This window comes from Arthrobacter yangruifuii (assembly GCF_009192775.1).
Lineage (GTDB): Bacteria > Actinomycetota > Actinomycetes > Actinomycetales > Micrococcaceae > Arthrobacter_B > Arthrobacter_B yangruifuii.
In genome coordinates, this window is record NZ_VTFX01000001.1 from 1,164,237 (window position 1) to 1,191,032 (window position 26,796).

18 protein-coding genes are annotated in these 26,796 nt (G+C 66.2%); 12 read left to right on the plus strand and 6 right to left on the minus strand.

Features of this window, described 5'->3' with window-relative positions; translation table 11 throughout:
* Nucleotide 1 precedes the first annotated feature (1 nt).
* Together GD627_RS16765 and GD627_RS05630 are read right to left on the minus strand one after the other, a co-directional pair.
* Nucleotides 2–586 (minus strand): Rv3235 family protein, encoded by a 585-nt coding sequence (locus GD627_RS16765; RefSeq protein WP_246165321.1) that lies wholly within the window; start codon nucleotides 584–586, stop codon nucleotides 2–4.
* A gap of 77 nt (nucleotides 587–663) precedes the next feature.
* The gene (locus tag GD627_RS05630; RefSeq protein ID WP_152271635.1) at nucleotides 664–1,461 is read right to left on the minus strand and encodes a LysM peptidoglycan-binding domain-containing protein; all 798 of its coding nucleotides are present in this window, start codon (nucleotides 1,459–1,461) and stop codon (nucleotides 664–666) included.
* A gap of 202 nt (nucleotides 1,462–1,663) precedes the next feature.
* On the opposite strand from GD627_RS05630, the gene GD627_RS05635 reads away from it, so the two are divergent.
* Nucleotides 1,664–2,227, plus strand: a complete 564-nt coding sequence (locus GD627_RS05635; protein ID WP_152271636.1) for a hypothetical protein — start codon at nucleotides 1,664–1,666, stop codon at nucleotides 2,225–2,227.
* Between the two features lie 42 nt (nucleotides 2,228–2,269).
* On the opposite strand, the gene GD627_RS05640 is transcribed toward GD627_RS05635, so the two are convergent.
* A complete protein-coding gene (locus GD627_RS05640; protein WP_146361425.1) occupies nucleotides 2,270–2,503 on the minus strand; it encodes a helix-turn-helix domain-containing protein in 234 nt (77 codons plus the stop codon).
* A gap of 211 nt (nucleotides 2,504–2,714) precedes the next feature.
* Between GD627_RS05640 and GD627_RS05645 the strand changes: the two genes are divergently transcribed.
* From GD627_RS05645 to GD627_RS05660, 4 genes are all read left to right on the plus strand, one after another.
* On the plus strand, nucleotides 2,715–3,377 hold the full coding sequence (locus tag GD627_RS05645; protein ID WP_152271637.1) for a hypothetical protein: 663 nt from the start codon (nucleotides 2,715–2,717) through the stop codon (nucleotides 3,375–3,377).
* The gene (locus GD627_RS05650; RefSeq protein ID WP_152271638.1) at nucleotides 3,374–4,678 is read left to right on the plus strand and encodes a CpaE/TadZ family protein; all 1,305 of its coding nucleotides are present in this window, start codon (nucleotides 3,374–3,376) and stop codon (nucleotides 4,676–4,678) included. The genes GD627_RS05645 and GD627_RS05650 overlap by 4 nt, the downstream gene beginning before the upstream one ends.
* A gap of 83 nt (nucleotides 4,679–4,761) precedes the next feature.
* Complete coding sequence (locus tag GD627_RS05655; protein ID WP_152271639.1) at nucleotides 4,762–9,600, plus strand: NAD-glutamate dehydrogenase; 4,839 nt, start codon at nucleotides 4,762–4,764, stop codon at nucleotides 9,598–9,600.
* A 12-nt stretch (nucleotides 9,601–9,612) separates the two neighbouring features.
* On the plus strand, nucleotides 9,613–11,094 hold the full coding sequence (locus GD627_RS05660; protein ID WP_152271640.1) for a sensor histidine kinase: 1,482 nt from the start codon (nucleotides 9,613–9,615) through the stop codon (nucleotides 11,092–11,094).
* 108 nt (nucleotides 11,095–11,202) lie between these two features.
* Here the strand turns inward: GD627_RS05660 and GD627_RS05665 are convergent, their stop codons facing one another.
* On the minus strand, nucleotides 11,203–11,451 hold the full coding sequence (locus GD627_RS05665; RefSeq protein WP_055239553.1) for a WhiB family transcriptional regulator: 249 nt from the start codon (nucleotides 11,449–11,451) through the stop codon (nucleotides 11,203–11,205).
* Between the two features lie 271 nt (nucleotides 11,452–11,722).
* Between GD627_RS05665 and GD627_RS05670 the strand changes: the two genes are divergently transcribed.
* A complete protein-coding gene (locus GD627_RS05670) occupies nucleotides 11,723–12,145 on the plus strand; it encodes a hypothetical protein (RefSeq protein ID WP_246165322.1) in 423 nt (140 codons plus the stop codon).
* A gap of 63 nt (nucleotides 12,146–12,208) precedes the next feature.
* On the opposite strand, the gene GD627_RS05675 is transcribed toward GD627_RS05670, so the two are convergent.
* The gene (locus tag GD627_RS05675) at nucleotides 12,209–16,270 is read right to left on the minus strand and encodes an FtsK/SpoIIIE domain-containing protein (protein ID WP_194265969.1); all 4,062 of its coding nucleotides are present in this window, start codon (nucleotides 16,268–16,270) and stop codon (nucleotides 12,209–12,211) included.
* A 289-nt stretch (nucleotides 16,271–16,559) separates the two neighbouring features.
* Between GD627_RS05675 and GD627_RS05680 the strand changes: the two genes are divergently transcribed.
* The 6 genes from GD627_RS05680 to GD627_RS05705 all read left to right on the plus strand — a co-directional run bounded on the left by GD627_RS05680 (nucleotide 16,560) and on the right by GD627_RS05705 (nucleotide 25,499).
* Nucleotides 16,560–18,515 (plus strand): acyltransferase family protein, encoded by a 1,956-nt coding sequence (locus GD627_RS05680; RefSeq protein ID WP_246165323.1) that lies wholly within the window; start codon nucleotides 16,560–16,562, stop codon nucleotides 18,513–18,515.
* Between the two features lie 136 nt (nucleotides 18,516–18,651).
* A complete protein-coding gene (gene glf, locus GD627_RS05685) occupies nucleotides 18,652–19,839 on the plus strand; it encodes a UDP-galactopyranose mutase (protein WP_152271643.1) in 1,188 nt (395 codons plus the stop codon).
* A 113-nt stretch (nucleotides 19,840–19,952) separates the two neighbouring features.
* Entirely contained in the window at nucleotides 19,953–21,842 is a 1,890-nt protein-coding gene (locus tag GD627_RS05690; protein ID WP_146361712.1) for a glycosyltransferase, read from the plus strand.
* Between the two features lie 2 nt (nucleotides 21,843–21,844).
* Complete coding sequence (locus GD627_RS05695; RefSeq protein WP_425481884.1) at nucleotides 21,845–22,717, plus strand: ABC transporter permease; 873 nt, start codon at nucleotides 21,845–21,847, stop codon at nucleotides 22,715–22,717.
* 3 nt (nucleotides 22,718–22,720) lie between these two features.
* Complete coding sequence (locus GD627_RS05700) at nucleotides 22,721–23,452, plus strand: ABC transporter ATP-binding protein (RefSeq protein WP_146361434.1); 732 nt, start codon at nucleotides 22,721–22,723, stop codon at nucleotides 23,450–23,452.
* Between the two features lie 76 nt (nucleotides 23,453–23,528).
* Nucleotides 23,529–25,499, plus strand: a complete 1,971-nt coding sequence (locus GD627_RS05705) for a DUF6541 family protein (protein ID WP_152271644.1) — start codon at nucleotides 23,529–23,531, stop codon at nucleotides 25,497–25,499.
* 10 nt (nucleotides 25,500–25,509) lie between these two features.
* Here the strand turns inward: GD627_RS05705 and GD627_RS05710 are convergent, their stop codons facing one another.
* Nucleotides 25,510–26,790, minus strand: coding sequence for a lipopolysaccharide biosynthesis protein (locus tag GD627_RS05710; protein WP_152271645.1), 1,281 nt, complete (start codon nucleotides 26,788–26,790; stop codon nucleotides 25,510–25,512).
* Between the last annotated feature and the right edge of the window lie 6 nt (nucleotides 26,791–26,796).

Sequence of the window (26,796 nt, forward strand, 5' to 3'; positions counted from 1 at the left end):
CCTAGCCGATCTCCAGGGCAGTGACTTTCCAGAGCCCGCGCCGCAGCTGAACCCTCAGCGCGACGGCGCGGGCTCTTTCGTGTTCCACGACCACCACCGCGGCCTCGTAGATTCCCTCCGACACGGGGCAGAGGCGGCAGGAGCGGATCCGCACGCCGCGGTGCAGCAGCTGCGGATCCGGCGCCGTCCTGGACCGTGTCCGTGGATCCTGCTGCAGCCCCCGGACGAGGTTGGCACGCATCTGCAGCCGCTCATAGTTGTCCGGATCCAGCCAGCGGGCCATCTGCTGCAACGGACGGACGCCGGCCAGCACTTCCAGCGCCGCCAGCGCCACCGATTGGCAGATCGCTTTGACCCGGGTGTCGTCTTCCGGGGACGAGGTCCAATTCCCGGCTCCCGGTGCGGGACCTGGAGACGGATCCGCCGGCCGGCGGCAACGTTCGCGGGGTGTGGCGGGGACAGGGGCGGGAAGCACCTCCCGGGAGGGGGACAGATAGACGGCGATGGGTCCGGACGCTCCGTCAGCCGGTGGGCCCGGGGATGCAGGCGGGGCATCGGGAGCGGGTAGGAATATCACGCTGGTCATGGTGCGTCCTTTCCTCTCGCGGAAGTGCTGGGCAGTGCTGATGGAAACGGTCGGGTCGGCTGCAGGCGGGGAACACATCACGGGGGTGGAACGGCCAGGACCTGGCCGGGATGGATCAGGCCCGGGTCAGGCCCGATAACCTCCCTGTTCAGTTCGTACCAGCGGGGCCAGTGGGCGGCAGTCTCAGCGTCCGTGGCCTGTGGCCCAAGCTGGGCTGCAGCGAGCGACCAGAGGGTGTCTCCCGCGGCCACCACCACCTCCCGTTCATCGCGGCGGGGAGTCCCGGTCAGCAGGCCGCCGTCCGGTGGGGAAGAAGCCGGGGGAGAAGGCCGCCACAGCGGAGAGACGGTGTCCGCCGTGTCTTCCGGTCCGCCGGCCGGCCGTGCAGCAACCGCCTCCGGCCCCGGGACGACCAGCGGCGAACCGGTCCCGGAGCCGGTGGCCTGGAAGACAGCTGCGGCGGAAGCGGATGCGGCGGGCAGTGCTCCCAGGGGGCCCCCGGCAGCCAGCGAGATCCCCAGTGCGGCCGATGCCAGCCGCCGCAGCGGCCCGGGCGCCAGGGCCAGCGTCCGCCTGCCCGCGCTCCGGAACCCGGAACGGTGAAGGAGGCACCCCGCCAGCGCGCAGGCAAACCCTGCCGTCCACCAGAGGGTCAGCAGTACCCCTGCTGACGCCGCTCCCAGGCCGGCGATCTGTGTCAGGGCTGTTCCGGAAAGCCCCGCTCCCCGGTGAGGGGAGAGCAGGGGGACACCTGTTCCCAAGGCCTCGGGCTGGATCCTGGACCCGCACCACAGCAGGATCACGCCGGCGGCCGCAATGCCTGCGGTGACAAGGGCATCCGCAGCCAGCCCGGGGCGGGAGGTCATTCCGGTCATGGCGTTCTCCGTTCTGGAGAGTGAGCAAAAGCAGGTCGTCCTGCTCGTTTAGGCTCATTTGATGAGTTTGGTGCCGATTAGCTTGCTTGGTCGGTTTTCTGCGTATTTGGTGCCGTATGACTCATGTGATGCCCGTGTCTACACTTCGCTTCGGTTGCTGTCCAGAGTGGTCGGCATCCTCTCTGGACGCTAACCTTGGGCGATGCGATGGGATGCCCTGTTCGGGGACATGGAGGCACAGCTGGCCGCAGCTGCCGGGCTGGCCGCGGAAAGCGAGATTTCGGAGCGCGTACGGATGGAACTGGGCGGCATCCGTCTCCAGGACAGGCTGCGCAGCCAGAGCGGAAGGGAGCTGCTTTTCGAGCTCGGGGCGGCCGGAACAGTGCAGGGAATCCTGCGGCATGTGGGGGAAGGGTGGGTAGTGCTGGAGCAGGAGCGCGGCGCAGTCCTGGCGGTGTTGTCGCACGTAGTTGCCATCAGGGGCATGGACCGGTTCGCGGGCGGTCCGGCAGGACACGTGCGGCTGGGGGTGGCGTCCGCGCTGCGCAGCATCGCCAGGGACCGAAGCCCGGTGGTGATCCGCTCGGCCGGGGCAGCAGCCGAACGTGCCCTGCACGGAACCATCGACCGCGTGGGCAGCGACTTCCTCGAGCTGGCAGTCACACCGTCGGATCTGCCGCGCCGCAGCACCAACGTCACCGGGGTTTACGTCCTTCCGACAGCCACCGTGGCAGCGGTGCTTTCCCAGCGAAACGGCTGGAACTGACGGAAGGAAGGGAAAAGGGTCCCCGTCCGGCCTGAACCCGGCTCAGCTCCCGGCGTTTTCCTCCAGCGGTATGCCCTGCCGCACCGCGGCAGCCGACCTCCGGTAGGCGCGGGCAATGTAATCCTCCAGCTGCTGGGATTCGACCCGCCACTGGCCCCTTCCCCCGATCTGGATCGCCGGAAGCTCGCCGCTGCGGACCAGGGCATACGTCTGTGAAGAGGAAATGTTCAGCACTTCGGCGACATCGGCCAGTGTCAGGAATCTCTTATCGCCCATGCCGCTCACCTTCCGTACCGCACTCCTGCGGTTTGCACCCGTTGATTACCACGCAGCACCAGTGTGACACCGGCAGCATAGTACCCGGAGGTTATCCACAGATTCGACTTTCCTCCAAACCACCGTTTGCTTCCCCGCGCAGTTCCCCCACAATGACCCCAGTCGCTGCCGCGGTCCGGGCAGCAGGAAACCAGGGGAGAAACGGGGGAGCATGAGCCTGCACCTAACCGACCGCGCACGGGGTGCGGAACCGTCAGCGGCACGGCTGCGCAAACCTTCCTGGCGGGACCCCCGGCTTCTGCTGGGGATCCTGCTGGTACTCGGCTCCGTTGCAGGGGTCGTTACCCTGGTGGACAGCGCCGACCGGACAACGGAGGTCTATGCCGTCTCCCATGATGTCCCTCCGGGTACGCCCCTCCGTGCCGGTGACCTGCTCGCGGTGCCGGTCCGGCTCGGCAATGCGGAGGAACTTTACCTGCCCGTTGCCTCGGGGATACCGGAGAATTCCGTCGCGGGGGCCGCGCTCCGCAAGGGTGAACTGGTTGCACGGTCCTCCCTGGTCGAACCGGACCAACTGGACCGCAAACCGGTGGGCCTGCGGATTGAGGACCCGTTGCCGGCCAGCACGGAGGCGGGATCACGCGTGGACATCTGGGCGGCCATGCCCAACGCGCGGAACGGGTTCGCGGAACCGAAGCAGTTGATCGAGTCCGCGGAGATATCGGAACTGACCGTGACCGAGTCCGCGCTGGGAGCCACCCGCAGTACGGAGCTGCTGGTCCTGGTGGATGACTCCGATCTGCCGCTGCTGCTTAGCGCGTTGTCCAACCAGGCCAAGATCACCGTGGTCCACAACCCCACTCCGGGCCCGTGAATATTCCCGTCGCCACCGTCGGGGCCGCCACCGCCGATGCCCTTGACGGGTTGGAGCGGCTGCAGGGGCCCGTGACCGTGGTTCGCCGGTGCACCGAGCTGACGGAGCTCATAGCCGTTTCCCAGAGCGGAACCGTGCGCGCCGCCGTCGTCGCCGACGAGGCAGGGGACCTCACCGCGGCACTGGCGGAACGCCTGGCCGCCGCCGGAGTGGCGCTCGTGGCGCTCGCCGACGATCCGGTCCTTCGGCAGCGGCTGGACGCCCTTCGCATTGTCAATGCTCCCGGCGGCGTCCACCCGGGAGTGCTCGCCGAAATGATTTCCGCGGCAGTGCAGGCCCTGGAGGAGCCGTTGGACGGCCCGCGGACGGCGGCCGGCAACAGCTTCGCGGACCCGGCTGCTTCCTTCGGATCAGGGGCCGCCGATCCGGGTCCGGAAGAGGCAGCGGAACCGGACGGCCGCCGGGGCACCGTCACCGCTGTCTGGGGACCGGCGGGTGCCCCGGGCCGGACCACGCTCGCAGTGAACCTGGCTGCCGAGGCGGCAGCGGCGGGTGCAGAAGTGCTCCTTATCGACGCCGACACCTACGGCGCCAGCGTGGCCGTCAGCCTGGGCCTGCTCGATGAATCCGCGGGACTTGCCCAGGCCTGCCGCCTGGCCGATCAGGGGCTGCTCGACGACGCCGCGCTGCGCAGGCTCTCGACCGGCGTTTCCCTCCGCGGGCGCCGGTTGTCAGTGCTGACGGGGGTCATCCGCTCGGACCGGTGGGTGGAACTGCGTCCTGCCGCCCTCTCGGGCGTCCTCACCGCGGCCCGGCGGAGCGCAGACCTGACCGTCGTGGACTGCGGATTCTCACTCGAAACGGACGAGGAACTCAGCTTCGACACCATGGCCCCGCGGCGCAATGCCTCCACCTTGCTGCTGCTTGAAGCGGCGGACACCGTGTATGCCGTGGGGACGGCCGATTCCGTCGGAGTTCCGCGTCTTGTCCGTGCCCTTTCGGACCTGGCCGAGGCGGTTCCGGGCCTCGAACCGCGCGTCGTCCTGAACAAGGTTCGGGCTTCCTCCGTCGGACGGCAGCCGGAGAGCCAGCTGCGCGGCGTCTGGGAACGGTTCGGGCCGGGCGGGGGAATCACCGCCTTCCTTCCGGCCGATTACGCCGCCGCCGACGCCTCCCTGCTCTCCGGGACGGCACTGCTGGAAACGGCGCCCGGCTCGCCCCTGCGTGCCGCCATAGCGGAACTGGCCGGCGTGCAGACACCCCGGCGACGCCGCGGCGCACCCCGGATCGGGGCAAAGTGACCTTTCGCGTATTCGCGGCTAGGCTCAATAGGAAGAGGCTGCAACGGCGCAGTTGGACGTAGGTACTATCGGAGGCGTATTACATGTCGTCAGGATCCCGCATTGCGGATCTTTTCAGTTCGGACACTTCCCTTGATGAATTCATCGGGAACTACTACGAGCACCTGGCGCGTGAAGATGCGCAGGCCTATGCTCCGCCGGTCCTGAGGGAGCGGGCGCAGAAGCACATGGAACTGGCGCTCAAACGCGCCGAAGGCACCGCCGTCGTCGACGTCCTGGACCAGGGCGACACCAGCGTCATCCTGATTGTGACTGACGACATGCCCTTCCTCGTCGACTCCGTCACCGCAGAGATCGTGCGCCGGAACGCCGCGATCCGGCTCGTCGTCCATCCGATTTTCCTGGCCACCCGGGATCCGCGGACGGGTGAACTGCAGCAGGTGCAGCGTGTTCCCGCAGCTGCCGGTGTCTCCAGCGGAGACACGGCTGCCCTCCCCAACCTGGCCGACCTGCTGGGCGGAAACAGCGGCACCACGCGGGTGGAATCCTGGATTGCCGTCGAGGTCGCCCGCATCACCGGCGAGGACAAGCGGTCCGAGCTCGTTGACCGCCTGCAGAAAGTCCTCGGTGATGTCCGTGTTGCCGTAGCTGACTGGCCCGCCATGCGGACGAAGGTGCACGAGATAGCCCGTTCCCTGGAGACCGTGCCCGGCGCGCGCGACATTCCCGACCTGCAGCAGGCACGGGAACTGCTGACGTGGCTGGACAACGGCAACTTCACCTTCCTGGGCTACCGCGAATACGACCTGATTACCGAAGACGGGGAAGACGCGCTCCGCCCCACTGAGGACACCGGCCTGGGGCTGCTGCGCCTGCATTCCACCCGGCGGGTCCAGCGGCTGACCGGTGCTGGCCGTGCCAAGGCACGTGAAAAGCGTGCCCTGGTCATTACCAAAGCCAACTCGCGCTCCACGGTGCACCGTCCCGCCTACCTGGATTACCTCGGGGTCAAGCGGTTTGACGAGCAGGGCAATGTCAACGGGGAACGCCGCTTCATCGGGCTCTTTGCCACCGGGGCCTACACCGGTTCCGTGCGCAGCATCCCGATTGTCCGGGACAAGATCCGCGACGTCATGCGCACCTGCGGTTTCCCGGCGGATTCGCACTCGGGCAAGGACCTGCTCTCCATCCTGGAAACCTACCCCCGCGACGAACTTTTCCAGATTGACCCGTCAACTCTGCTGGACACCTCGCTGGCCATCCTCCGGCTGCAGGAGCGGCGCCGGACCCGGCTGTTCCTCCGGCCGGATATCTACGGCCGGTTCATGTCCGCAATCGTCTTCCTGCCCAGGGACCGCTACACGACGCCGGTCCGGCTCCGGATCACGGACGAGCTGCGGGCCACGTTCAATGCCGAGTCCATCGATTTCGAGGCGCGGATGACAGAATCCGCGCTGGCCCGCCTGTTCTTCCGGATCCGGCTTCCCCGCGGCCAGGAAATCACCGAGGTGGATTCCGCGGCGCTGGAGGCACGCCTCGTGCAGGCCACACGGTCCTGGAGCGAGGGCATTGAAGAGGTGGTCCGGACCAAGTTCGCCCGCCCGGAAGCGGAAAAACTGTCTGCCCTGTGGGCCGACGCCTTCCCTGCCGCCTACCGGGTGGCCTACGAAGTCGAGGACGCGCTCGAGGACATTGCCCGGTTCGAGGCCCGGTTGGCCCAGCCGGACACCGCTCCGGAACTGTTCGTCTACATTCCGACGGCGGCGGACGGTGAAGGTCCTGCAGACGCCCGCCTGAAGCTCTACCTGACCGAGCCGAAGTCGCTGACCCAGATCCTGCCGTTCCTGCACAACCTCGGGATGGAAGTCCTTGACGAACGGCCCTACGAGATCCTGCGGGGCGACGGCACCGGGTTCTACCTGTATGACCTGGGCCTGGTGTACCCCGCCGGCATCGACCCGCTGCAGACCGGCACCCTCCTGGCCGAAGCGTTCCGGGCGGGCCTGTCCGGCACCGCTGAGTCCGATGCCTTTGACCGGCTGATCCTCGGGCAGGGACTGCGCTGGCGTCAGGTGGTCATTCTCCGGGCGTATGCCAAGTACATGCGCCAGGTCGGCACGGCAAACTCCTACGGTTTCGTGGCCGGCACGCTGCTGGCCAACCCGGACGTTGCGCATGCCCTGATAGCCCTGTTCGAGGGGCGGTTCGATCCGGACCTGACCGAGGATGAGCGCCGCGCCGCCGTCGAGCAGGCCGGGGCCGCGCTGGAAACCGGTCTGGAGAAGGTGCCGACACTTGACGCCGACCGTGTCCTGCGGACCTTCGCCACCCTGATCAACGCCACGCTGCGCACGAACTTCTACCAGGACAAGCCGTACGTCAGTTTCAAGCTGAATACCGGCGCGATTGACGGTGCCCCGTTCCCGCGGCCGAAGTACGAAATCTGGGTCTATTCCCCCCGGGTGGAGGGTGTGCACCTGCGCTTCGGCGAGGTGGCCCGCGGCGGGCTGCGCTGGTCCGACCGGCGCGAGGACTTCCGCACCGAGATCCTCGGCCTGGTCAAGGCACAGACGGTGAAGAACGCCGTCATCGTGCCCACCGGCGCCAAGGGAGGGTTCTACGCCAAGAAGCTGCCCGATCCTGCCGTGGACCGCGGTGCCTGGATGGAGGAAGGCAAGAACAGCTACCGCACCTTCATCAGGGGTCTGCTGGACCTCACCGACAACCTGGTGGTGAAGGAGTCCGGCGAGGAGGTAGTGCCGCCCGAACGCGTGGTCCGCCACGACGGCGACGACAGCTACCTGGTGGTCGCCGCGGACAAGGGAACGGCGTCGTTCTCCGACATTGCAAACTCCATTTCCGCGGAGTACGGCTTCTGGCTCGGTGACGCCTTCGCCTCCGGCGGGTCCGTGGGCTATGACCACAAGGCCATGGGCATCACCGCCCGCGGCGCCTGGGAATCGGTCAAGCGGCACTTCAGCGAACTGGGCATCGACACCCAGAAGCAGGACTTCACCGTGGTGGGGGTCGGCGACATGAGCGGCGACGTCTTCGGCAACGGCATGCTGCTGTCCGAACACATCAAGCTCGTGGCGGCCTTCGACCACCGCCACATCTTCCTGGATCCCAATCCGGACGCTGCCCGGTCCCATGCCGAGCGGCGGCGCCTGTTCGAGCTTCCGCGCTCATCCTGGGCGGACTACGACGAGTCCCTGATCAGCGCCGGCGGCGGGATCTTCCCTCGCCAGTCCAAGAGCATCCCGCTCTCGGCCGAGGTCCGCGAAGTGCTGGGCCTGCCGTCCTCGGCAACCAAGATGAGCCCGCCGGAGCTGCTCAGGGCCATCCTGACGGCACCCGTGGACCTGCTCTACAACGGCGGGATCGGCACCTACGTGAAGTCCTCCGCGGAAACCTCGGCCGATGTGGGCGACAAAGCCAACGACGCCATCCGCGTGGACGGCCGGGACCTGCGGGTGAAGGTGGTCGGTGAAGGCGGAAACCTGGGCATGACCCAGCGCGGGCGCATCGAGGCGGCCCGTGCCGGCGTCATCCTGAACACCGACGCGATCGACAACTCCGCCGGCGTGGACTGCTCGGACCACGAAGTCAACATCAAGATCTTCGTGGACCGGATGGTTGCCGCCGGCCGCCTGGACCCGGAGGAGCGCGCGGAATTCCTGCACTCCATGACGGACGAAGTCGGCCATCTGGTCCTGCAGGACAACATTGACCAGAACATGCTGCTGCTCAATGACCGGCAGCGGGTCTTGGAAGCGAACCCGAGCTTCGAGCGCCTGATGGACTGGCTCGAGGAAAACGCCGATCTCGACCGCAGGCTAGAGGCGCTGCCCGGCAACGACGAACTGCACGCACGCATCGCAGCGGGGGAGGGCCTCACCTCACCTGAACTCGCCGTGCTGGCCGCTTACGCCAAGATTGAGCTGACGAAGGCGCTCACCCGCTCGAACCTGGCGGACGATCCGTACTTCGCCGGAACCCTGCGGCGGTACTTCCCGAAGCAGATTGTGGAGCGGTTCGGCGACCAGCTGGACACCCATCCGCTGCGGCGGGAGATTATCTCCACCGTGGTTGCCAACGACATGATCAATATCGGCGGCATCACCTTCGCCTTCCGGGTGATCGAGGAAACCTCCGCCACCGAAGCGGAGGCTGCCCGCGCCTTCACGGCCCTGCGGGAAATCTACGGAATCGACCAGGTCCTCGCGGAGCTGGGGTCGCTGCCCGCCGGCTTCCCCACCGACACCTGGTCCATGATCCATCTGGACCTGCGCCGGCTGCTGGACCGTGCCGTGCGCTGGTTCGTCAACCACGTGGGCCGGGGAACAACGATCACCGAGGACATCGAGGCGTTCAGGCCGGTCCTCCAGCCGCTGCTCGCCGATCTGTCGCGGTACCTCCGCGGCGGGGACGCGGAACGGGTGGAAGCAATGCTGCAAAAGTCCCGTGAGCTGGATATCCCGACGGAGCTCGGCAAATACTGGGCCGAACAGTTCGAATCCTTCGGCCTGCTCGACGTCGTGCTGGCCAGCAGGGCAAGCGGCGAACCGGCCGCGGAAGTCGCCGGGGTCTACTACGCCGTTTATGACAAATACGACATTGACGACCTGCTGAACCGGATCACCAAGCTGCCCCGCGAGGACCGGTGGCAGTCGCTGGCCCGGGCCGCACTGCGGGATGATCTGTACTCGACCGTTGCGGATATGACCGTGGCTGTCCTGGAAGCCACCCCTGACCGGTCAGGCACGGATCCGCAGGAGCGCCTGCACATCTGGGAAGAGGAAAACGCCGACCACCTGGGACGTGCTTCCAAGATGTTCAACGAAGTGAACCACCTTGAGCAGGATGACATGGCGTCCCTCTCGGTTGCGCTTCGCCTGCTTCGCTCCATCGTCCGCCGCTAGTCCGGAGTATCAGTGGCAATCTTCACCGATCCAATCAAGGACCACGCAGACTTCGGTCCGGGCGACGCCGAATGGCTGCACCTGCTGGTGGGCGACTGGCAGCTGGTTGCGGACCTTGCCTTTGCCGACCTTGCGCTGTGGTTCCCCGTGCCCGACGGCGGCTACGTGGCTCTGGCACATGCCCGGCCCTCGACGTCGCACACGGTGTTCCACAGCGACTTCGTCGGCGAACGCATCCGCGCGGACCTGCACCCCCTGGTCGACGCTGCCTATCGAAGCCGGCACATCGAGCGGTCGAGCGAAACCAGCTGGACTGCCGAGACGGCCATGCGGGTGGAGGCCATTCCATTTGTCCGCAACGGCCGGACCCTGGCGGTGGTGACGTCGCACATGGACCTGTCCAGCTCCCGGATGCCGTCCCGCCTGGAATTGACCTACCGGCAGTGTGCGTATGACCTGCTGCGCATGGGAACCCTGGGCCTGTGGCCGGACTTTGCCACGCCCACGGGGTCCCGGCGGGGTGCCCCGCGGGTGGGCGACGGGCTGATCCGCCTCGATGCCGAGGGTGTTGTGCAGTACGCCAGCCCCAACGGCGTCTCCGCCTTCCGCCGGCTCGGCGACATGGAGACGCTCGAGGGGCGGTCCCTGGCGGAAATCACCACGGCACTGCTTAAGGACCGACGCATGGTCGATGAAACGCTGCCTTTGGTGGTCACCGGCCGGATGCCGTGGCGGACGGAAATCGAATCGCGCGGGGTCAGCCTGTCCCTGCGGGCGATCCCGCTGCGGGACGAAAAGGAGCGTTTCGGCGCCCTGGTGCTGTGCCGTGATGTCTCCGAGCTGCGCCGGCGCGAGATGGAACTGGTGTCCAAGGACGCTACCATCCGTGAAATCCACCACCGGGTGAAGAACAACCTCCAGACCGTCGCAGCGCTGCTGCGGATGCAGTCACGGCGCATGGAGAGCGAGGAAGGCCAGCAGGGCCTGGCCCAGGCGATGCGGCGGGTGTCCACCATCGCGCTGGTCCACGAGACCCTGTCACAGGGCCTGACGCAGAACGTGGACTTCGACGAGCTGATTGACCGGCAGTTCCGGTTGTCGGCCGAGGTCGCTTCTCCGACGCAGGAGGTCCGCACCCGCCGCGAGGGATCCTTCGGCGAACTCCCCAGCGACCTGGCCACTCCACTGGCTCTGGTCATTAACGAGCTGGTGACCAACGCCGTCGAACACGGGCTGGCGGGACGGCGGGGCACCGTTGGCCTGGCTGCCCTTCGGCACGGAAAGAAAGGCCGGGAGGAACGGCTCACCGTGACGGTGACCGACGACGGCGTGGGGCTGCCGCCGGGACCGAGGCATGAGGGACTCGGCCTGCAGATTGTCCGCACCCTGGTCCAGAGCGAACTCGACGGGACCATCGAATGGCTGGCCGGCGAGGCGGGCGGCACGGAAGTCCGCATCGACATGGGCCTGGATACCGAGTACCGCCGCAGCTGAGGCACGCCCGGGGGAGACGGCGGGCCCGGCGCACCGGGAGACGACGAAGGGCCGCTGCCAATGGCAGCGGCCCTTCGATGATCCGGCATCCGTGCCGGTAAATCCTGCTTAGGAGGCGCGGCGGGCGCGGGCAGCGCGGCGCTTCAACGCACGGCGCTCGTCTTCACTCATGCCGCCCCAGACGCCGGCATCCTGGCCGGTCTCGATTGCCCACTGCAGGCACGTGTCGATCACCGGGCAGCGCCGACAGACACTCTTGGCTTCTTCAATCTGAAGAAGAGCCGGGCCGGTGTTGCCCACGGGAAAGAAAAGCTCCGGATCTTTGTCCAGGCAAGCTGCGCGGCTCCGCCAATCCATGTTGATCACTATCTCCTCTGAAAAGTTGACTCCTACGTGTTTGTGAAAACATTCACGAGCAACTACAAACTAAAGGGGCCGGTTTCGGCCCCTGATTTTCCTCTTACTAGCGTGGCACGTCAGTCCACACCAGACAAGGGGTTAAGGGCTGCGAATATGCCCGCGAGGCTGAGGGATGCGTCACACGAGGGTTTCGCAGGTGCCCCGTGCCGGGTGGGGGAACGGGCAGGCCACGGGCCCGGCAGCTGGCCGGGTCCGGTAGTCTGCCAGTGTGTCAACATCCCAAAATCCCCGCCGCGCGCAGCGTGCCCCCGCTGTTTTTATCATCTCCGCGGTACTGGTTCTTGAAGCTCTGTGCCTGCTCGGCTTCGCTGCCTGGTACGGCTATCAGCTGGCGACCTCGGCGCCGTTGTCCCTGGGTGGGGCGGTCTTCACTCTGGTGTTTGCCGTAGCCCTCGCCGTCTGGCTGCTGGTGGTAGGGCACTTCTTCTTCCGGGGCTACCGGTGGACCCGGTCCGCTGCTTTGGTCTGGCAGCTCTTCGTGGTCATCCTCGCGGTTCCGACCCTGCAGGCAGGGCTGATCCTGCCCGGCCTCGTCCTGCTCCTGCCGGCAGCAGCGGTCCTGCTGCTGCTGTTCACGAAGCCGGTACTGGAGCACACCAGCAGGCTCACGGACAGCGGCAAGACCTTCTAGGTTGGTTCCCGGTGTCCCGGCCGCGCCGCAGGGCGCGCTGCCAGGGCGGCCGGCGGGACCGGTTCACCCGGCGGGTGCATAGGCGGTCTGTGCCTCCACCACTTCCGTTCCGTCGATGAGGAAGCACCGGCCCGGCGGACGGCGGCTCCCCGGGCTGATCCGAACTCCGAAAATGTCGCCGTCCGCCGGGGAAGCGGGTCGAAGCAGCGCCCCGTGCGGTGCCGAACGGACCTGCAGGGCCAGCGGGACGCGCGTCGTCAGCTGATGCCCGGGCACGGCGGCGAGTACGATCCTCGCACCGCGGCCCTGCAGCTGTGCCAGCTTCCCGTGGACTGCGGCAGGGAAGGACTCTGCATCATCCACCAGGAGCAGAAGGCCGCGGAGATCCTTCCCGGGCTGTTCCAACATGGACAGCACCGCCCCGGCATCCTCCTGCATCGACACCATGTGAGATTCAAGTGAAGCATCGGCGGCCCGATGGAGCTGGCGCAGGAACGACGTCCTGCCCGAGCCCCGCGGACCGGCGACGAGGAAGACCGCACCGGGCGGGAGCCGGACTGCCGCGGTCCCCAGTTCGTCACCGCAGATGCCCACAGGCAGCCGGTCTGCAGACAGAGACTGTTCCAGCGCCTCCGGAGCGGCAAAGGCAGGGAGACGCTCAATCCGGTGCGGCCGCCGGACTCCGGACGGCAGCGGCAGCATCAGCTCGGGCGCAGGCGGACTATCCGGCGCAAGCAGTTGGGCCGTGAGTCCCTCGGCGGTTCCGCACCGCCCCTGGACCAGGGCACGCCCCCGGATCCGGTCCATCGGAGGCAGGCGGGGCCAGGTCAGCAGTGTCTCAGCGCTTGCGTCGGCCGGGAAGTACAGCCGGTTCGGGATCAGGGGAAAGAACCTCGCGCTGAGGACCTCACGGTCCCCGGCCAGAACCACGGCGATGTCCGCGCGTTCGCCGTCCCTGACGAGGTCTGACAGATCCTCCTCGCCGGTCAACCCGCGGCCCGAGCGAAAAGCCGTGCACCAGCGGGACCATCCCGTGATGATCAGCGTCGCCCCCGCAACAGATCCCGCGGCTGCCGGCGTCCCGGGGACTCCGGCGGCCGGTGTTCCGCCCTCGAATGCGGCGCCCGGGGATGCTTCCGGATCGAGGCGGTGCAGAACATCGGCGGCGAGGTAGGCCAGCACGCGGGAAGCGCGTTCGACGTCCTGCGGGCCGACGTAGGCGCCGGTCTGCTCCGCGGCCGCGAGCCAGGCGAGGCTGCCGTCCGAATCAAGGACGTAGAGGTGCCGTCCGGATAACCCGGTGACGTGCCCTGCGGCGATAAGGGCGAGCGAATCGGGTGCGCCCGACCTCGGAGCTCCGAGTACCGCCAGATGTGAATCGATGCCGGGATCCCACGCCAGGATCCTCTGGCCCTGCCGCTCCGGATCGTCCAGCAGGCCCAGTACCAGCCCGTCCGGGGGTGCCCCGGCGGGGACACACCAATCCGCGAGCAGATCCTTTGTCAGGGCAGGTGGCAGCGGAGGACAGACCGGATGGAAGGGAACGTGATGGCCCCCGGTGACGGCGGCTTCCCGGATAGCCGAGACGAGCCCGGAGAGAGCCTCCGGATCCGCCGTCGTTCCTGTCCGGGGCCGGGCGCCGGCGGACCATGCGGCGAAATGCTCGGGCAGTTCCTTCAGGGGGCTGTCATCGGTGCCGCTCCGCAGGGCCGTTGAAAGGCTTTGAAACAGCAACGGAGGCCTGCCGCCACTGCTGACATAGGCCCGGCCCGGAAGGTCCGGCGGGATGGCGGATGCGATGTCGGCATTGATGACGTCCCGGGATTCTGCGGCGGATTGGACCCGGAGTGCAACGCTGGTGGTGATATTCGCGCGGATATCGGTGGTGACGGCACCCTGCGGCCGCTGAGTGGCCAGGAGCAGATGCAGGCCGAGCGAGCGTCCGATGGCCGCTATCCGCATTAGCTCGGGCAGGGCATGAGGCACTTCCTCGGCCAGCATGCGGAACTCGTCAACCACCACCAGCAGCTTGGGGACCGTTTCCGTCGCGGGACGGCAGGAGTTGTAGGCGGAAAGGTTGTCTGCTCCGGCAACGGCAAGCAGGGCTTCGCGGCGTTTGACCTCTGCTCTCAGGGAGTTTAGGGCCCGGGCCACGTTCTCTGCGGAAAAGTCGGTCAGGAAACCCACCGTATGGGGCAGCGCAGCAAGCGGGCCGAGCCCGGAGCCGCCTTTGAAATCGATCAGGAGAACACTGATATCGGAGGGTGGATGCAGCGTGGCCAGGGAGGCTATGAAGGCGCGCAGGAACTCGGATTTCCCGGACCCCGTGGTTCCGGCCACCAGGAAATGCGGGCCGTCATGATCCAGGTCCAGACGCACCGGGCCCGAGGATGACCGGCCCACGACGGCGGCAGGTCCCGGTCCGGGGGCCTGCCAGCGGTGCAGGAGCGCTTCGACGGACCCGGCGGGATGACAGTCGTCGAAAGCCGCGGCGGACGGCAGCTCCCGGCTTCCCCCGGTTCCGCCCGGGTTCTGCCGGGGGTCCGAAGGCGAGCGGGAAGCAAGGGCACGACACAGGCGTTCGAAGGTCTTCGGTCGAATCAGATCCGGGACAAAGTCCGTGCTCCGGCCGGCGGCGACCAGCGTTCCACGGTTTGCCAGCAGCGTGACGGACACCGGGGCGGGAGGACCGCCGAACCGGATAATACTCACAAATGGGCGCCGGGCTTCGGGAAATGCCGGGAGCAGCTGCCCGGCGTATTCCGCCCAGGACGCGTGGATGAACAGCACCAGTGCGGACTGCCCTGCCGCGGCGCCCGGTGCGGGCGGGGAGACGATTGGGCCGAGGACCCGGATGGCAGCTTCGACAGCCGAGGGGGAAGCCGGCGGAAGTGCCGCCAGCGCGACCCCGGGCAGGAACCTCGCATGTGGTTCGAGCTCCGAGGCGGTTCCGATGCAGACAATATTGGGCACCAGTGCTGCTGCCGCCTGGAACAGGAGTGTCCGGCCCAAGCCGGCCAGCTCCCGGTCCGGACCGTCCAGCCGAATGTCCCGGTCCCTGCCGAGCGCGAGGACAATCGGAGCAGCGGGAATCTGCGGGGGCGTGAAGTCTGCGCGCGGCGGCAGCACCTCAAGGTTTGCGGGCACGGTGCCCGCACCGATCCGGACCGGATACACCGGGGCGGAACCTGCATCCCCCGGCGGCGGGGGACCGGGAAGGGCGCCCAGTGCCCGTGTTCCGGGATCCGGTGCCGCCCGGCGGAGCCGGTCTCCGTCCTCCTTCGCGGCGCAGGCGATTGCCGCTGCCTGATTGCGCCGCCGCCGCCGGGCCCCTGCCGCGCCCAGCACTGCCGTCACCGCCGACAGTGCGCTGAAAGCCAGGAACATCCACATGCCTGTCGCCACGGCCAGCACCACGCCAAGCAGGAGCGGCAGCAGTGCGGAGACCAAGAGGAGGCCGGTCTTTTGCCCTTGTTCGGGGAACCTGAGGGTAAGCGGGATGAAGGGATCCTCCGGAACGGTCCCGTCCCCGTGTTCTGCCCCTGGAATGAGTAACCGGCACTGGCTGTAGCCGAACCGCAGGATGGAATCCGTATCCACCGTGGCTGTTCGCACACGCCGTCCGTCGACCCAGGTGCCGTTGGCAGAGCCAAGATCACGGACGGTCACGAATTCGGCTCCCACCACAAGCTCTGCGTGGTGTCGGGAAAGGGCCGGATCGGCGATGCCGATCCGGTGTGCCCGCCCGGAGTCGGCTTGTAGTTCCCGGCCGATGCTGTAGGTCCCCCGTTGCAGGTCCGTGATGCCGCCGGCATCAGGGCCGGAGCACACAATCAGTAGCAGGGGAGCGGGCGTCTGCGGCGGTGCGTCTGCCGGAAGGTGTGCTCCGGCAGGACCTGCGCTGCGCAGGATGACAGCGCCGTTGACCAGCGGAGCCCTGCCCGGGGTCAGCTCCTGCAGCCTCGTGCCCTGGACTGTATAGCGGGCGGGCCCGTAGCGCTCCTCGAGCATGGACGTCACTGAGGCTCCCGAGGACTTTTCCGAGAGGTTGATCACCAGATCACGGAGACTCGGCAGGCCGGGCGGGTCCGCATGGGAACCTCCCGGTCCCGCTGCTAGGGTCACATGAAGCAAATGTCCTTCCATGGCATCCTCCGGAGAATGCGAAACGGCGTATGGAGGGATGAGCCTACGGAAATCCGGAGCTCGTTCGGTGCCATGCCCGCCGCTGCGGGGGATAACTTTTTCGCCGCCTTCGTCTGTGGAGGGAGGGTTGTCCGCCAGCGGTACACTGCTGGGGGGGATTTTCGGCATCAGAAAGGCTAGTGTGACTCACCCGTACCCGGTTCTACCGCATGCTGTAGACCAGCCCTCCCCGCCCGTAAAAGCAGCCAAGCCCGGTTTTCGGCCGGAGGTGCAGGGCCTGAGGGCGCTCGCGGTACTGATGGTCGCCAGCTACCACATCTGGCTGGGCCGCGTGTCCGGCGGCGTGGACGTCTTCCTCCTGGTCTCCGCCTTCCTGCTCTCGCTGTCCTTCCTCCGGAAGGGCGAAGCCGGCCGGAGCCTGCAGCTGAGGCACTATTGGACGCACGTTTTCAACCGTCTGCTGCCGGCCGCGGCCGTCGTCATTGTGGGAACCCTCGCCGCCACGGTCCTGTTTGTTCCCCGAAGCCGCTGGGCCGAGATCTTTTCGCAGGCGTGGTCATCGCTGCTGTATGTCCAGAACTGGGCCCTGGCCGCGGATTCGGTGGATTACTACGCCGCCGACCACAGCATTGCCAGCCCGTTCCAGCATTTCTGGTCACTTTCGGTCCAAGGCCAGGTCTTCATCCTGTGGCCCCTGCTGTTCGCGCTTTCCGCCGTCATCGCCCGGATTGCGCATCAGCGCTTCCGGCGCGTTGTCCTGTGCGTCTTCGGAGCAGTGTTCGCGGTGTCGTTGGTTTTTTCGGTCTACGAGACCTACACGAACCAGGCCCATGCCTACTTCGATACCCGAACGCGACTGTGGGAATTTGCCTTCGGAACCCTCCTAGCTCTGGCCATTCCCTATCTGAAGCCCGGCCGCGGATTACGGGTCGCAGCCGGATGGATCGGCCTGGCAGCCATGCTCAGCGGCGGATTCATCCTTGACGTGCAGGGACAGTTCCCGGGCTTCGTAGCCCTGTGGCCGCTCACGGCAGCCGCCCTGGTGATCATCGCAGGACAGACGGGCAGCCGCTTCGGTGCGGACCGCGTCCTCTCCTGGGGGCCGCTGGTGCGGATGGGGGATATGTCCTACGCCCTGTACCTCTGGCACTGGCCCATACTGGTGATCTACCTCGCCTGGCGGGGCCGCCAGGAGGTTGGCCTGGTGGGCGGTGCACTCATCCTCGGCCTTTCGCTGATCCTTGCGGCCCTGACGACGCGTTTTGTGGAAAAGCCTGTCCGGGCAGGGGAACGGCACGGAACCTGGCGCCGGTCCGCCGTGGTGATAGCGGCATGCCTGGCCATAGTGGCCGTGCCGCTGGCAAGCGGCCAGTACCTCCTCAAGTCCGCCGATGACAGGCTCCAGGCCGAAGCCGAGCTCAATTACCCGGGGGCCCGTGTCCTCGCACCGGATTACGACGGCGAGCCCACGGGGGTGCCGGTCCGGTCCGTGTCCTCGACGGACCCGGACAGCTGGGGCTCCCTCCCGCAGGAATGCTCGGACGTCCCGGACGGACCCACGGACCCGGTGCTGACCAGCATCTGCTTCAGCACGCCGAACACCGACTCGGCGAAGCGGACGGTCCTCATTATCGGCAGTTCGCATGCCCAGCAGTGGATCGAGGCAGTGGAGCCCATGGCCCAGGCCCATGACTACCGTGTCATCGCGCTGCTGAAGGGCGGATGTGTTTATGGTGACACCGTTGCTTCACGCTCGGAGGACTGCAACCGCTTCAACGAGGCTGCCACGGAGTACGCGCTGGAAATGAAACCCGATGCGGTGATTGCGGTCGCAACGGCCGCCATGCCTGAAGACGCCGCGGATCCGCTGGTGGAGGGACTTCCGGAAGCCGCGCAGAAGCTTGCAGGGGAAGGGATTGACGTCATTGGCGTCCGGGATAATCCCCGCTTCCCCTTCAACATGCAGGTTTGCGCCGAGACCAACGGTGCCGATTCGTGCACCGCGCCCCTGGTGGACAAGCAGTCGCCGAATTTGCCGACGGCGGAGGACGCCGCAGGGATTACCCTCCTCGATTTTTCCGATCTGATCTGCCCGGAAGGCATATGCAGCCCTGTTGTGGGCAACACCTATGTCTTCCTGGACGACAACCACCTGACCACCGCGTATGCCGCTTCCCTGGCAGACGAATTCGACCGGCGGTTCCATGAAGCCGTCGGTTGGTGACCCCGCCCAGCAGTGCCACCGCGGCTGTTGACGCGGGCCCGCACCCAACGCGGAAAGTGCCTGCTGTCCAATAGTCGGATACCCTTGACCCGGGTGTGCGCCGGTTCGGCCGCACCGTACAAAACAGGAGAAACAAGTGAACGTTGACCTCGTCGTCGTCGGGTCGGGCTTTTTCGGCCTGACCGTAGCCGAGCGCGCTGCCAAGGAACTGGGCCTGAAGGTCGCGGTCCTGGACCGTCGCCATCACATTGGCGGCAACGCCTACAGTGAGAACGAAGCGCAGACCGGAATCGAAGTGCACCGTTACGGGGCGCACCTGTTCCACACCTCCAATGAGCGGGTGTGGGAATACGTCAACCGGTTCACTGAATTCACCAATTACGTGCACAAGGTCTACACCAGCCACAAGGGCGAGGTGTACTCCATGCCCATCAACCTGGGCACGATCAACCAGTTCTTCCGTGCTTCGATGGGCCCGGCCGAAGCGAAGGCCCTGATCCAGGAGCAGGCCGGCGAGCTCGCCGGAACCGATCCCGCGAACCTCAATGACAAGGGCATCCAGCTCATCGGGCGTCCGCTGTACGAGGCGTTCATCAAGCACTACACGGGCAAGCAGTGGCAGACCGATCCCAAGGACCTGCCCGCCGAGATCATCAGCCGCCTGCCCGTCCGGTACAACTATGACAACCGGTACTTCAATGACAAGTACGAAGGGCTGCCGGTTGACGGCTACACCGCCTGGATCGAGCGGATGGCGGACCACCCCAACATCCAGGTGCACCTGAAGACCGACTTCTTTGACGACGGCCACGAATTTTCCCGCGACAACACCGTGGGCCAGGTTCCGGTCATCTACACCGGTGCCGTCGACCGCTACTTCGACTACGCCGAAGGCGACCTGTCCTGGCGCACGATCGACCTCGAAGAGGAAGTGCTCCCGATCGAGGACTTCCAGGGCACCTCGGTGATGAACTACCCGGACGAAGACGTTCCCTACACCCGGATCCACGAGTTCCGCCACTTCCACCCCGAGCGCGACTACACCAAGGACGCCACGGTCATCATGCGCGAGTACTCGCGTTTCGCGGAAAAGGGCGACGAGCCGTACTACCCCGTGAACACCGCGGAGGACCGGGCCAAGCTCCTGGCTTACCGTGACCTCGCCAAGGGTGAGAAATCGGTGCTCTTCGGCGGCCGCCTCGGAACCTACAAGTACCTGGATATGCATATGGCCATCGGCTCGGCGCTGTCCATGTACGACAATAAAATCAAGCCCCACTTCACCGGTGGCGCGAAGCTGGAAAGCGGAGGGGTCGACGCGTGAGCAACGCAACAGTAGAGCGGTCCACCGCGGCGGACGCGGCCGGACGTCAGTGGTCCGCGGTCCAGCGGGTGGTCCTTCCGTCCCTGGACCAGCTGGACACCGTGCCCCTGTACATGGACACCGGCAGCGCCACCGGCGTGCAGCTGTCCACCATGAACGGCGACGCCAAGACCGCCGCCTCGGCTCCGGCATACGCAGCCCCCAGCAAGGAAGCGCACGCCGAGGATTTCCTGTCCCGGCGGTCCACTTCCGTCCGCGCCGGTGAGCGCATCTCCTTCGGCACCTACTTCAATGCCTTCCCGGCCAGCTACTGGCGCCGCTGGACCAGCCTGGACACCATCCGGCTCAGCGTCCGGACCACGGGGGAAGGCGCAGTCAGCGTCTACAAGTCCAATGCGCGCGGCGCCCTGCAGCATGTCGAGACCCAGCGGGTGAAGTCGCCGGCCACCAGCACCTTCGAGCTCAGCCTCAAGCCCTTCGGCGACGGCGGCTGGTACTGGTTTGACCTCGTTGCCGGATCCGAGCCGCTGATTCTCGAAGAGGCCGAATGGCAGGCGCCGGGCGAGCCGGTAACCCCCGGCAGCGTGACCCTCGAGATCACCACCCTGAATAAAACCTCGTTCTGCATCAACAACCTCCGCATCCTGGGGGAACACCCCGAAGCGCTGGCGTACGTCAAGGAAGTCCTGATTGTCGATCAGGGCTCCGAGAAAGTCGCTGATGCCGAAGGGTTCGCCGACGTCGAAGCCAAGCTGGGCGGCAAGCTGCGGATCATCAACCAGGCCAACCTCGGCGGATCGGGCGGGTTTGCCCGCGGCATGTACGAGGCCGTCGAAAGCGGCAGCGACTATGTCCTGCTGCTGGACGACGACGTCGTGATGGAGCCGGAGAGCATCTCCCGCCTCGTGACCTTCGCTGACCGGTGCAAGACCCCCACTATTGTGGGCGGGCACATGTTCGACCTCTACAACCGCACCGTGCTTCACACCTTCGGCGAAACGGTGAACCCCTACCGGTTCCAGCCGGACCAGCCGCACGCCGACATGAGCCTCGGCCATGACTTTGTCCGTTCCAATCTCCGCCACACGTCCTGGCTGCACCGCCGGGTTGACGTGGATTACAACGGCTGGTGGATGTGCCTGATCCCGACCCAGGTGATCCGCGACATCGGCCTGTCGCTGCCCGTCTTCATCAAGTGGGACGACGCCGAGTACGGACTGCGCGCCAAGAGCGCCGGTTATCCCACGGTGTCGATGCCCGGTGCGGCCGTCTGGCACGTTTCATGGATCGACAAGGATGACCTCGTCGGCTGGCAGGCGTACTTCCACACCCGCAACCGGATGATTGCCGCCCTGATCCACAGCCCGTACGAGCACGGCGGGCGGGTTGTCCGCGAGACCGGCTACATTGACCTCAAGCACCTGATCTCGATGCAGTACTTCACCGCACAGGGACGTGTCATGGCGCTTCGGGACCTGTTGAAGGGGCCGGAGCACCTGCACGCGATCCTTCCGACCAAGCTGCCCGAGATCCGGGGCATGAGCAAGGACTTCAGCGATTCCCAGTTCCAGCCCGATCCGGAAGCCTTCCCGGCCCCGGTGATGCACAAGCCGCCGCGGCACGGCCAGGGATTCTCCGCCCCGTCTTACGCGTCCCTTATTCCGTGGGCCGCCAAGACGGTGGTGAAGCAGCTGACCAAGAAGGTTCCGGCGACCAGCCTTGAGCACCCGCAGGCCTACATTGCGCACCAGGACAACAAATGGTGGCGGATGTCCCAGTACGACAGTGCAGTGGTGTCCAATGCCGAAGGCACCGGTGCCTCCTGGTACAAGCGCGATCCGAAGCAGCTGCGGGTCCTGCTGGCCGAAGCAGTGCGGCTCAACGCCGAGATCCTGAAGAACTGGCAGAAGCTCAGCGACCAGTACCGGGAGGCGCTTCCGGAGATCACTTCCTTCGAAGCCTGGAAGAAAACCTTCGCCGAACATTCGGAAGAGAGTAAATAAGCTTGTCCACCGGCGCACTCGAAACACCGGGGCGGGGAGCGGGCCTGGCGGATATCCTCCGGTCCCGCTTCCTGCTCAAGCTGCTCGTCTCCAAGGAACTGAAGGTCCGCTACCGCGGTTCGATCCTGGGACTCCTGTGGTCCTATGTGAAGCCCGGCGTGCAGTTCGTCGTCTTCTACATCGCCCTCGGCGTCTTCCTCAACCTCGAGCGGAGTCCAGGCAATCCGGACGGCTTGCCCAACTACGCGATTTACCTCTTCTCCGGCATCGTCCTGATTAACTTCTTCACGGAGGCGCTGGGAAACGCATCGCGCTCCATTGTGGGGAACGGGGGGTTGATCAAGAAGATCTATCTCCCGCGGCAGCTTTTCCCTGTTGCCTCGGTCTGGGTCTCCGGCGTGCACTTCGTGCCCCAGCTGGTGATCCTGATCGTGGCCTGCCTGTTCAACGGCTGGCGGCCCTCGCTGCTGCAGCTGGCCGCAGCCGTCGCCGGTTTCATCATCGTCGCCCTGTTGGCTACGGGCCTCGGACTGCTCTTCGGAGCTGTCAATGTCTACTTCCGGGACGCGGAAAACCTCGTGGACATGCTGCTCATGATCGCCACGTGGGCGTCACCCGTGTTGTATTCCTGGCACATGGTCAGCAACAAGCTGGGAGAGACGTTCTTCACCGTGTACCAGCTGAACCCGATCACGGTTGGTGTTGAAGCGTTCCATTACGCGTTCTGGCTGCCGACCACGGACGGTGCGGAAGCTATTCCGCCGCACCTGCTGTCCGTCTGGATCCCCGTTGGACTGGTCATCTCGGCAGCTGTGCTGCTGCTTGGCCAGCTCGTCTTCCGCCGCCTTGAGGGCCGTTTCGCGCAGGAGCTCTGAACCGTGGCAAACGCCATTGAAATACGCAACATCAACAAACAGTTCGTCCTGCGGCACACGCGCTCCATGAAGGAGGCGTTTGTCTGGCTGGTCAAGGGACGCAAGGGAGACCTGTCCGAGAAGTTCCACGCACTCAAAGATGTTTCCCTGAACATCGAGCAGGGGGAGACCGTGGCCCTGCTGGGCCTGAACGGCTCCGGTAAATCCACCCTGCTCAAGCACATCTCCGGAGTCATGCGACCCGATTCCGGGAGCGTCGGCACCCGGGGACGGGTTGCCGGGCTGATCGAGGTGGGCGCCGGTTTCCACCATGACCTGAGCGGCCGCGACAACGTCTACCTGAACGGCGCCATCCTGGGCATGACCGAGGAGGAGATCAACGAGAAGTTCGACTCGATCGTCGAGTTTTCCGAGATCGGCCAGTTCATCGATACCGAGGTGAAGTTCTATTCCTCCGGCATGTATCTCCGGCTTGCCTTCTCGGTGGCGGTCCACACGGATCCGGAGGTTTTCCTGGTTGACGAGATCCTGGCAGTCGGTGACGAGCCGTTCCAGAAGAAATGCATTGACAAGATCAAGGAACTGGCAGGCGAAGGTAAAACCCTCGTGGTCGTCAGCCATGACCTGGACCTGGTTTCACGCATATGCGAGCGTGGGGTCCTCCTGGAGCACGGCCAGATCATCATGGATGCGCCGGTGACCGAGGTGGTCAACAGGATGCGCGGCGGCTCCTAGCCCTCCCGCCTACACGCCTCTCCCGACCATCGCGTATTAGTATGCCGTTACGAATGACGGCACCGGAAGGAACATAGTGACCTGGATTTCCGTCACGCCTCAGATTTTCGCCGCCCTGTGCATCATCCTGGTCCCCGGCGGACTGCTGGCATTCGCGGGGTTCCGCCTCCGGTGGCTGGCCGCCCTGGCCGTCGCACCGGTGTTGTCCGTATCCCTGGTGGCAGTTGCCGCCGTAGCTGCCGATTTCGCAGGTATCGGGTGGTCGCTGCTCCCGGTGGCCGTCCTGACCGTGCTGGCGACGGCTGCCGCCGCCGGCCTCCGCTTTCTCTGGACCCGGCGGGAAGAACCCACGGCTCCCGCGGCCACCCGGGACCCCGCCATCCACCTGGCAGAGGCCGCCGCAGTCCTCGGCGCCGCCCTGTTGGTTGGCCGGCGGCTGGTATTTGCCTTCGGGAATCCGGAGAACTTCTCCCAGACCTTCGACAACATCTTCCACCTCAATGCCATCCGGTATATCGCAGAGACCGGGTCCGCGTCTTCCCTCAGCATCGGCTCCATGACCGGCATCGGATTTTACCCGTCAGGCTGGCACGGCCTGGTATCGCTGGTCAATTCGCTTGCCGCCTCACCCATTCCCGTCAGCGTAAACGCGGTCAACCTGGTGATTGGCGCGGTGGTCTGGCCCCTCGGATGCATCTTCCTCGTCCAGCAGATTGCCGGACGGAAAACAGTCCCCACACTGATCGCCGGGGTCCTGTCCGCAGCGTTCGGCGCCTTCCCGCTGCTGCTGGTGGACTTCGGAGTCCTCTATCCGAACTTCCTCGGTGTCAGCCTGATCCCGGCCGTCCTCGGAATTCTGATCAGCGTCCTGGGTCTGGCCCGCCGGACCTCTTCCCTCCGCCTGATGTGGCTGCTGCTGATCCTGGCGGTGCCCGGTTTGGCCCTGGCCCATCCCAGCGCCTTCCTGGCCGTGACCGCGTTCTCCGTTCCCCTGGTGATAGCTGCAGCGATCCGACGTGTCCGGATGGAGCACTCCGCCAAACGGGCCGGGCGCTCATGGCTCTACATTGCCGCCTTCGTGCTGTACGCCGTCGGCGTCGTGATGCTGTGGAACGCAGTCCGGCCGGAGCAGGACACGCTGATCTGGCTGCCGTACCAGACCCAGGCTCAGGCCATGGGCGAGGTGCTGGCCGGCGCTCCGCTGCTGTCTCCGGTCTCCTGGGGCGTACTGGTGCTGTCGCTGTTCGGTTTCGCTGCCCTGATCCTTCGACGGGCGCCCTGGTGGACCGCGGGTATCTACGTCATGGGCGGCTTCCTCTACGTCGTGGCGACCGGTGCACCCGACGGGGACTTCCGTGACCTCATCACCGGTGGTTGGTACACCGACAACAACCGGCTGGCGGCGCTGCTGCCGATTGTCATCCTCCCGGTGGCCGTCCTGGGCGGCACGCTGATTGTTGAGGGCCTGGACAAAGCGTTGTGGCGCCCCGCGATGGAGCGGCTGTCCGCCCGGGGCTGGCGCGCGGACATGGTGCGCGGCGCCACGGCTGCTGCACTGGTGCTGGTAGTACTGGTGACGGCTTTGGCCACGCAGAGGGAGAACGTCCGTGCCGCCGCCCGCTCAGCTGCCGGCAACTACGTGCTGGGCGAGGAAGCACCCCTGGTGTCGCGGGATGAATATGAGCTGATGGAACGCCTGGACGGGAAGGTCGAGGAGGATGCCCGGTTTGTCGGAAATCCGTGGACCGGGAGCTCGCTGGTCTACGCCCTTGCCGGCTACCATCCGATGCAGCTGCACACAATCGCCGCACTGGACCAGGGGGAAGATGAAATCTACGCGGATCTACGCAATGCCCTGACGGATCCGGATGTCTGCCCTGCCCTCGAAGCGGAGCAGGTGGGCTATGTCCTGGACTTCGGCGACCAGGAAATCCATGGCGGCACCCACCCCTATCCGGGGTTGGAAGACCTTGAATCCAGCGGGGTGGTGACCCTCGTCGACAGCGAGGGCGAGGCGAAGCTGTACCGGATCACCGCCTGCGGATAGCGGAAGCGGCCTAGGGGCGTTCAACCCGGGTGTGCGTACCCGGCAGATCCCCGTACTTCCTGGAGCTTCGGCGGAAGTAGCGGCGGACGACGCCGAGCTGGTACACCGCAACGGCAAGCTCGGAGACCGCTACGGCCCAGGCAACCGCGGACACTCCCAGGGTCAGCGCCCCGGCGACGATCAGGGGAACCCCGATGGCGGCACCGAGAACCGTGGAAACGGCGAGGGCCTTGCCTTCGCCCAGCGGGATCAGGCAGGCCAGCCCCACAACCTGGGACACCGTGACTGCTCCGAAAACGACACCCATGGGCACGCTGAGGTCGAATCCGACCTGGATCTTTCCCTGGGACAGTAAATCGCTGGCCCAGGGGATGCACAGCGCCATGGCCGCAGCGCAGAACGCAGCCGCGAGGGGGGCCCACTTGGCGGCGACACGGATGCGTGCCTCCTGGAGCGCCCGGTCCGGATCCGCAATGGAGCCCTGAAGCACCTGGACCACCGGCCCGACGGCGGTCAGCCCGTACTTGAAGAACTTCTCCGCCATGGCATACAGCGCCACGGCACCGGGCAGGACGGCTCCGACAACCAGAAGCGGGGTGTTGACGTAGAGGCTGGACGTGGCAGCGGTGACAACTCCGTGCCGTTGTCCTGCCAGGCGCCGCACCGCCCGGCCGGGGTGGACGTCCAGCCGGGGAACCGCGGCGGACCGGGTGCGGATCAGCAGGGCGCTGACGGTAACGCCCAGAAGGTTCATGGCCAGCTGGATGGCCAGGTACACAAAGACGTCACCGGTCAGGATCAGGCCCACCAGTCCGAGCACCGTGCCGAGGGTGACGGGAATCGTGTCGAACACCAGCAGCCTGCCCGGACGGGCATCGCCTACGAAGAACCACGAGGCCCCCAGGAACGGAATGAGATAGGCGAGGCAGGCCAGGGCAGCCACCGGCGCGGAATCACCGCCGGCTATCAACCAGACGGTCAGGACAGCAAGGGGTGCGGTGACGACGAACAGGTAGACGCGGCTGACCAGGGAATCCAGGAACATCTGGGGCCGCTGCTCTGGGAGCATGCCGGCCACCATTGCCGGACCGACTGTTCCCCACCCGAAGGACACCAAAACGCCGAACAGCAGGGCAGCGGACTGGCCCAGGGCGATCACGCCCCACGCCTCGCTGCCGGCGTTGGCTATGACGACGGGTATGGCCAGCAGGCCCACCAGCGTGGTGATGACTACCGAAGCACCGAATGCTCCCAGACGCCGGATATGCTGACGGACCGTACGCTGACCCAAGAAATA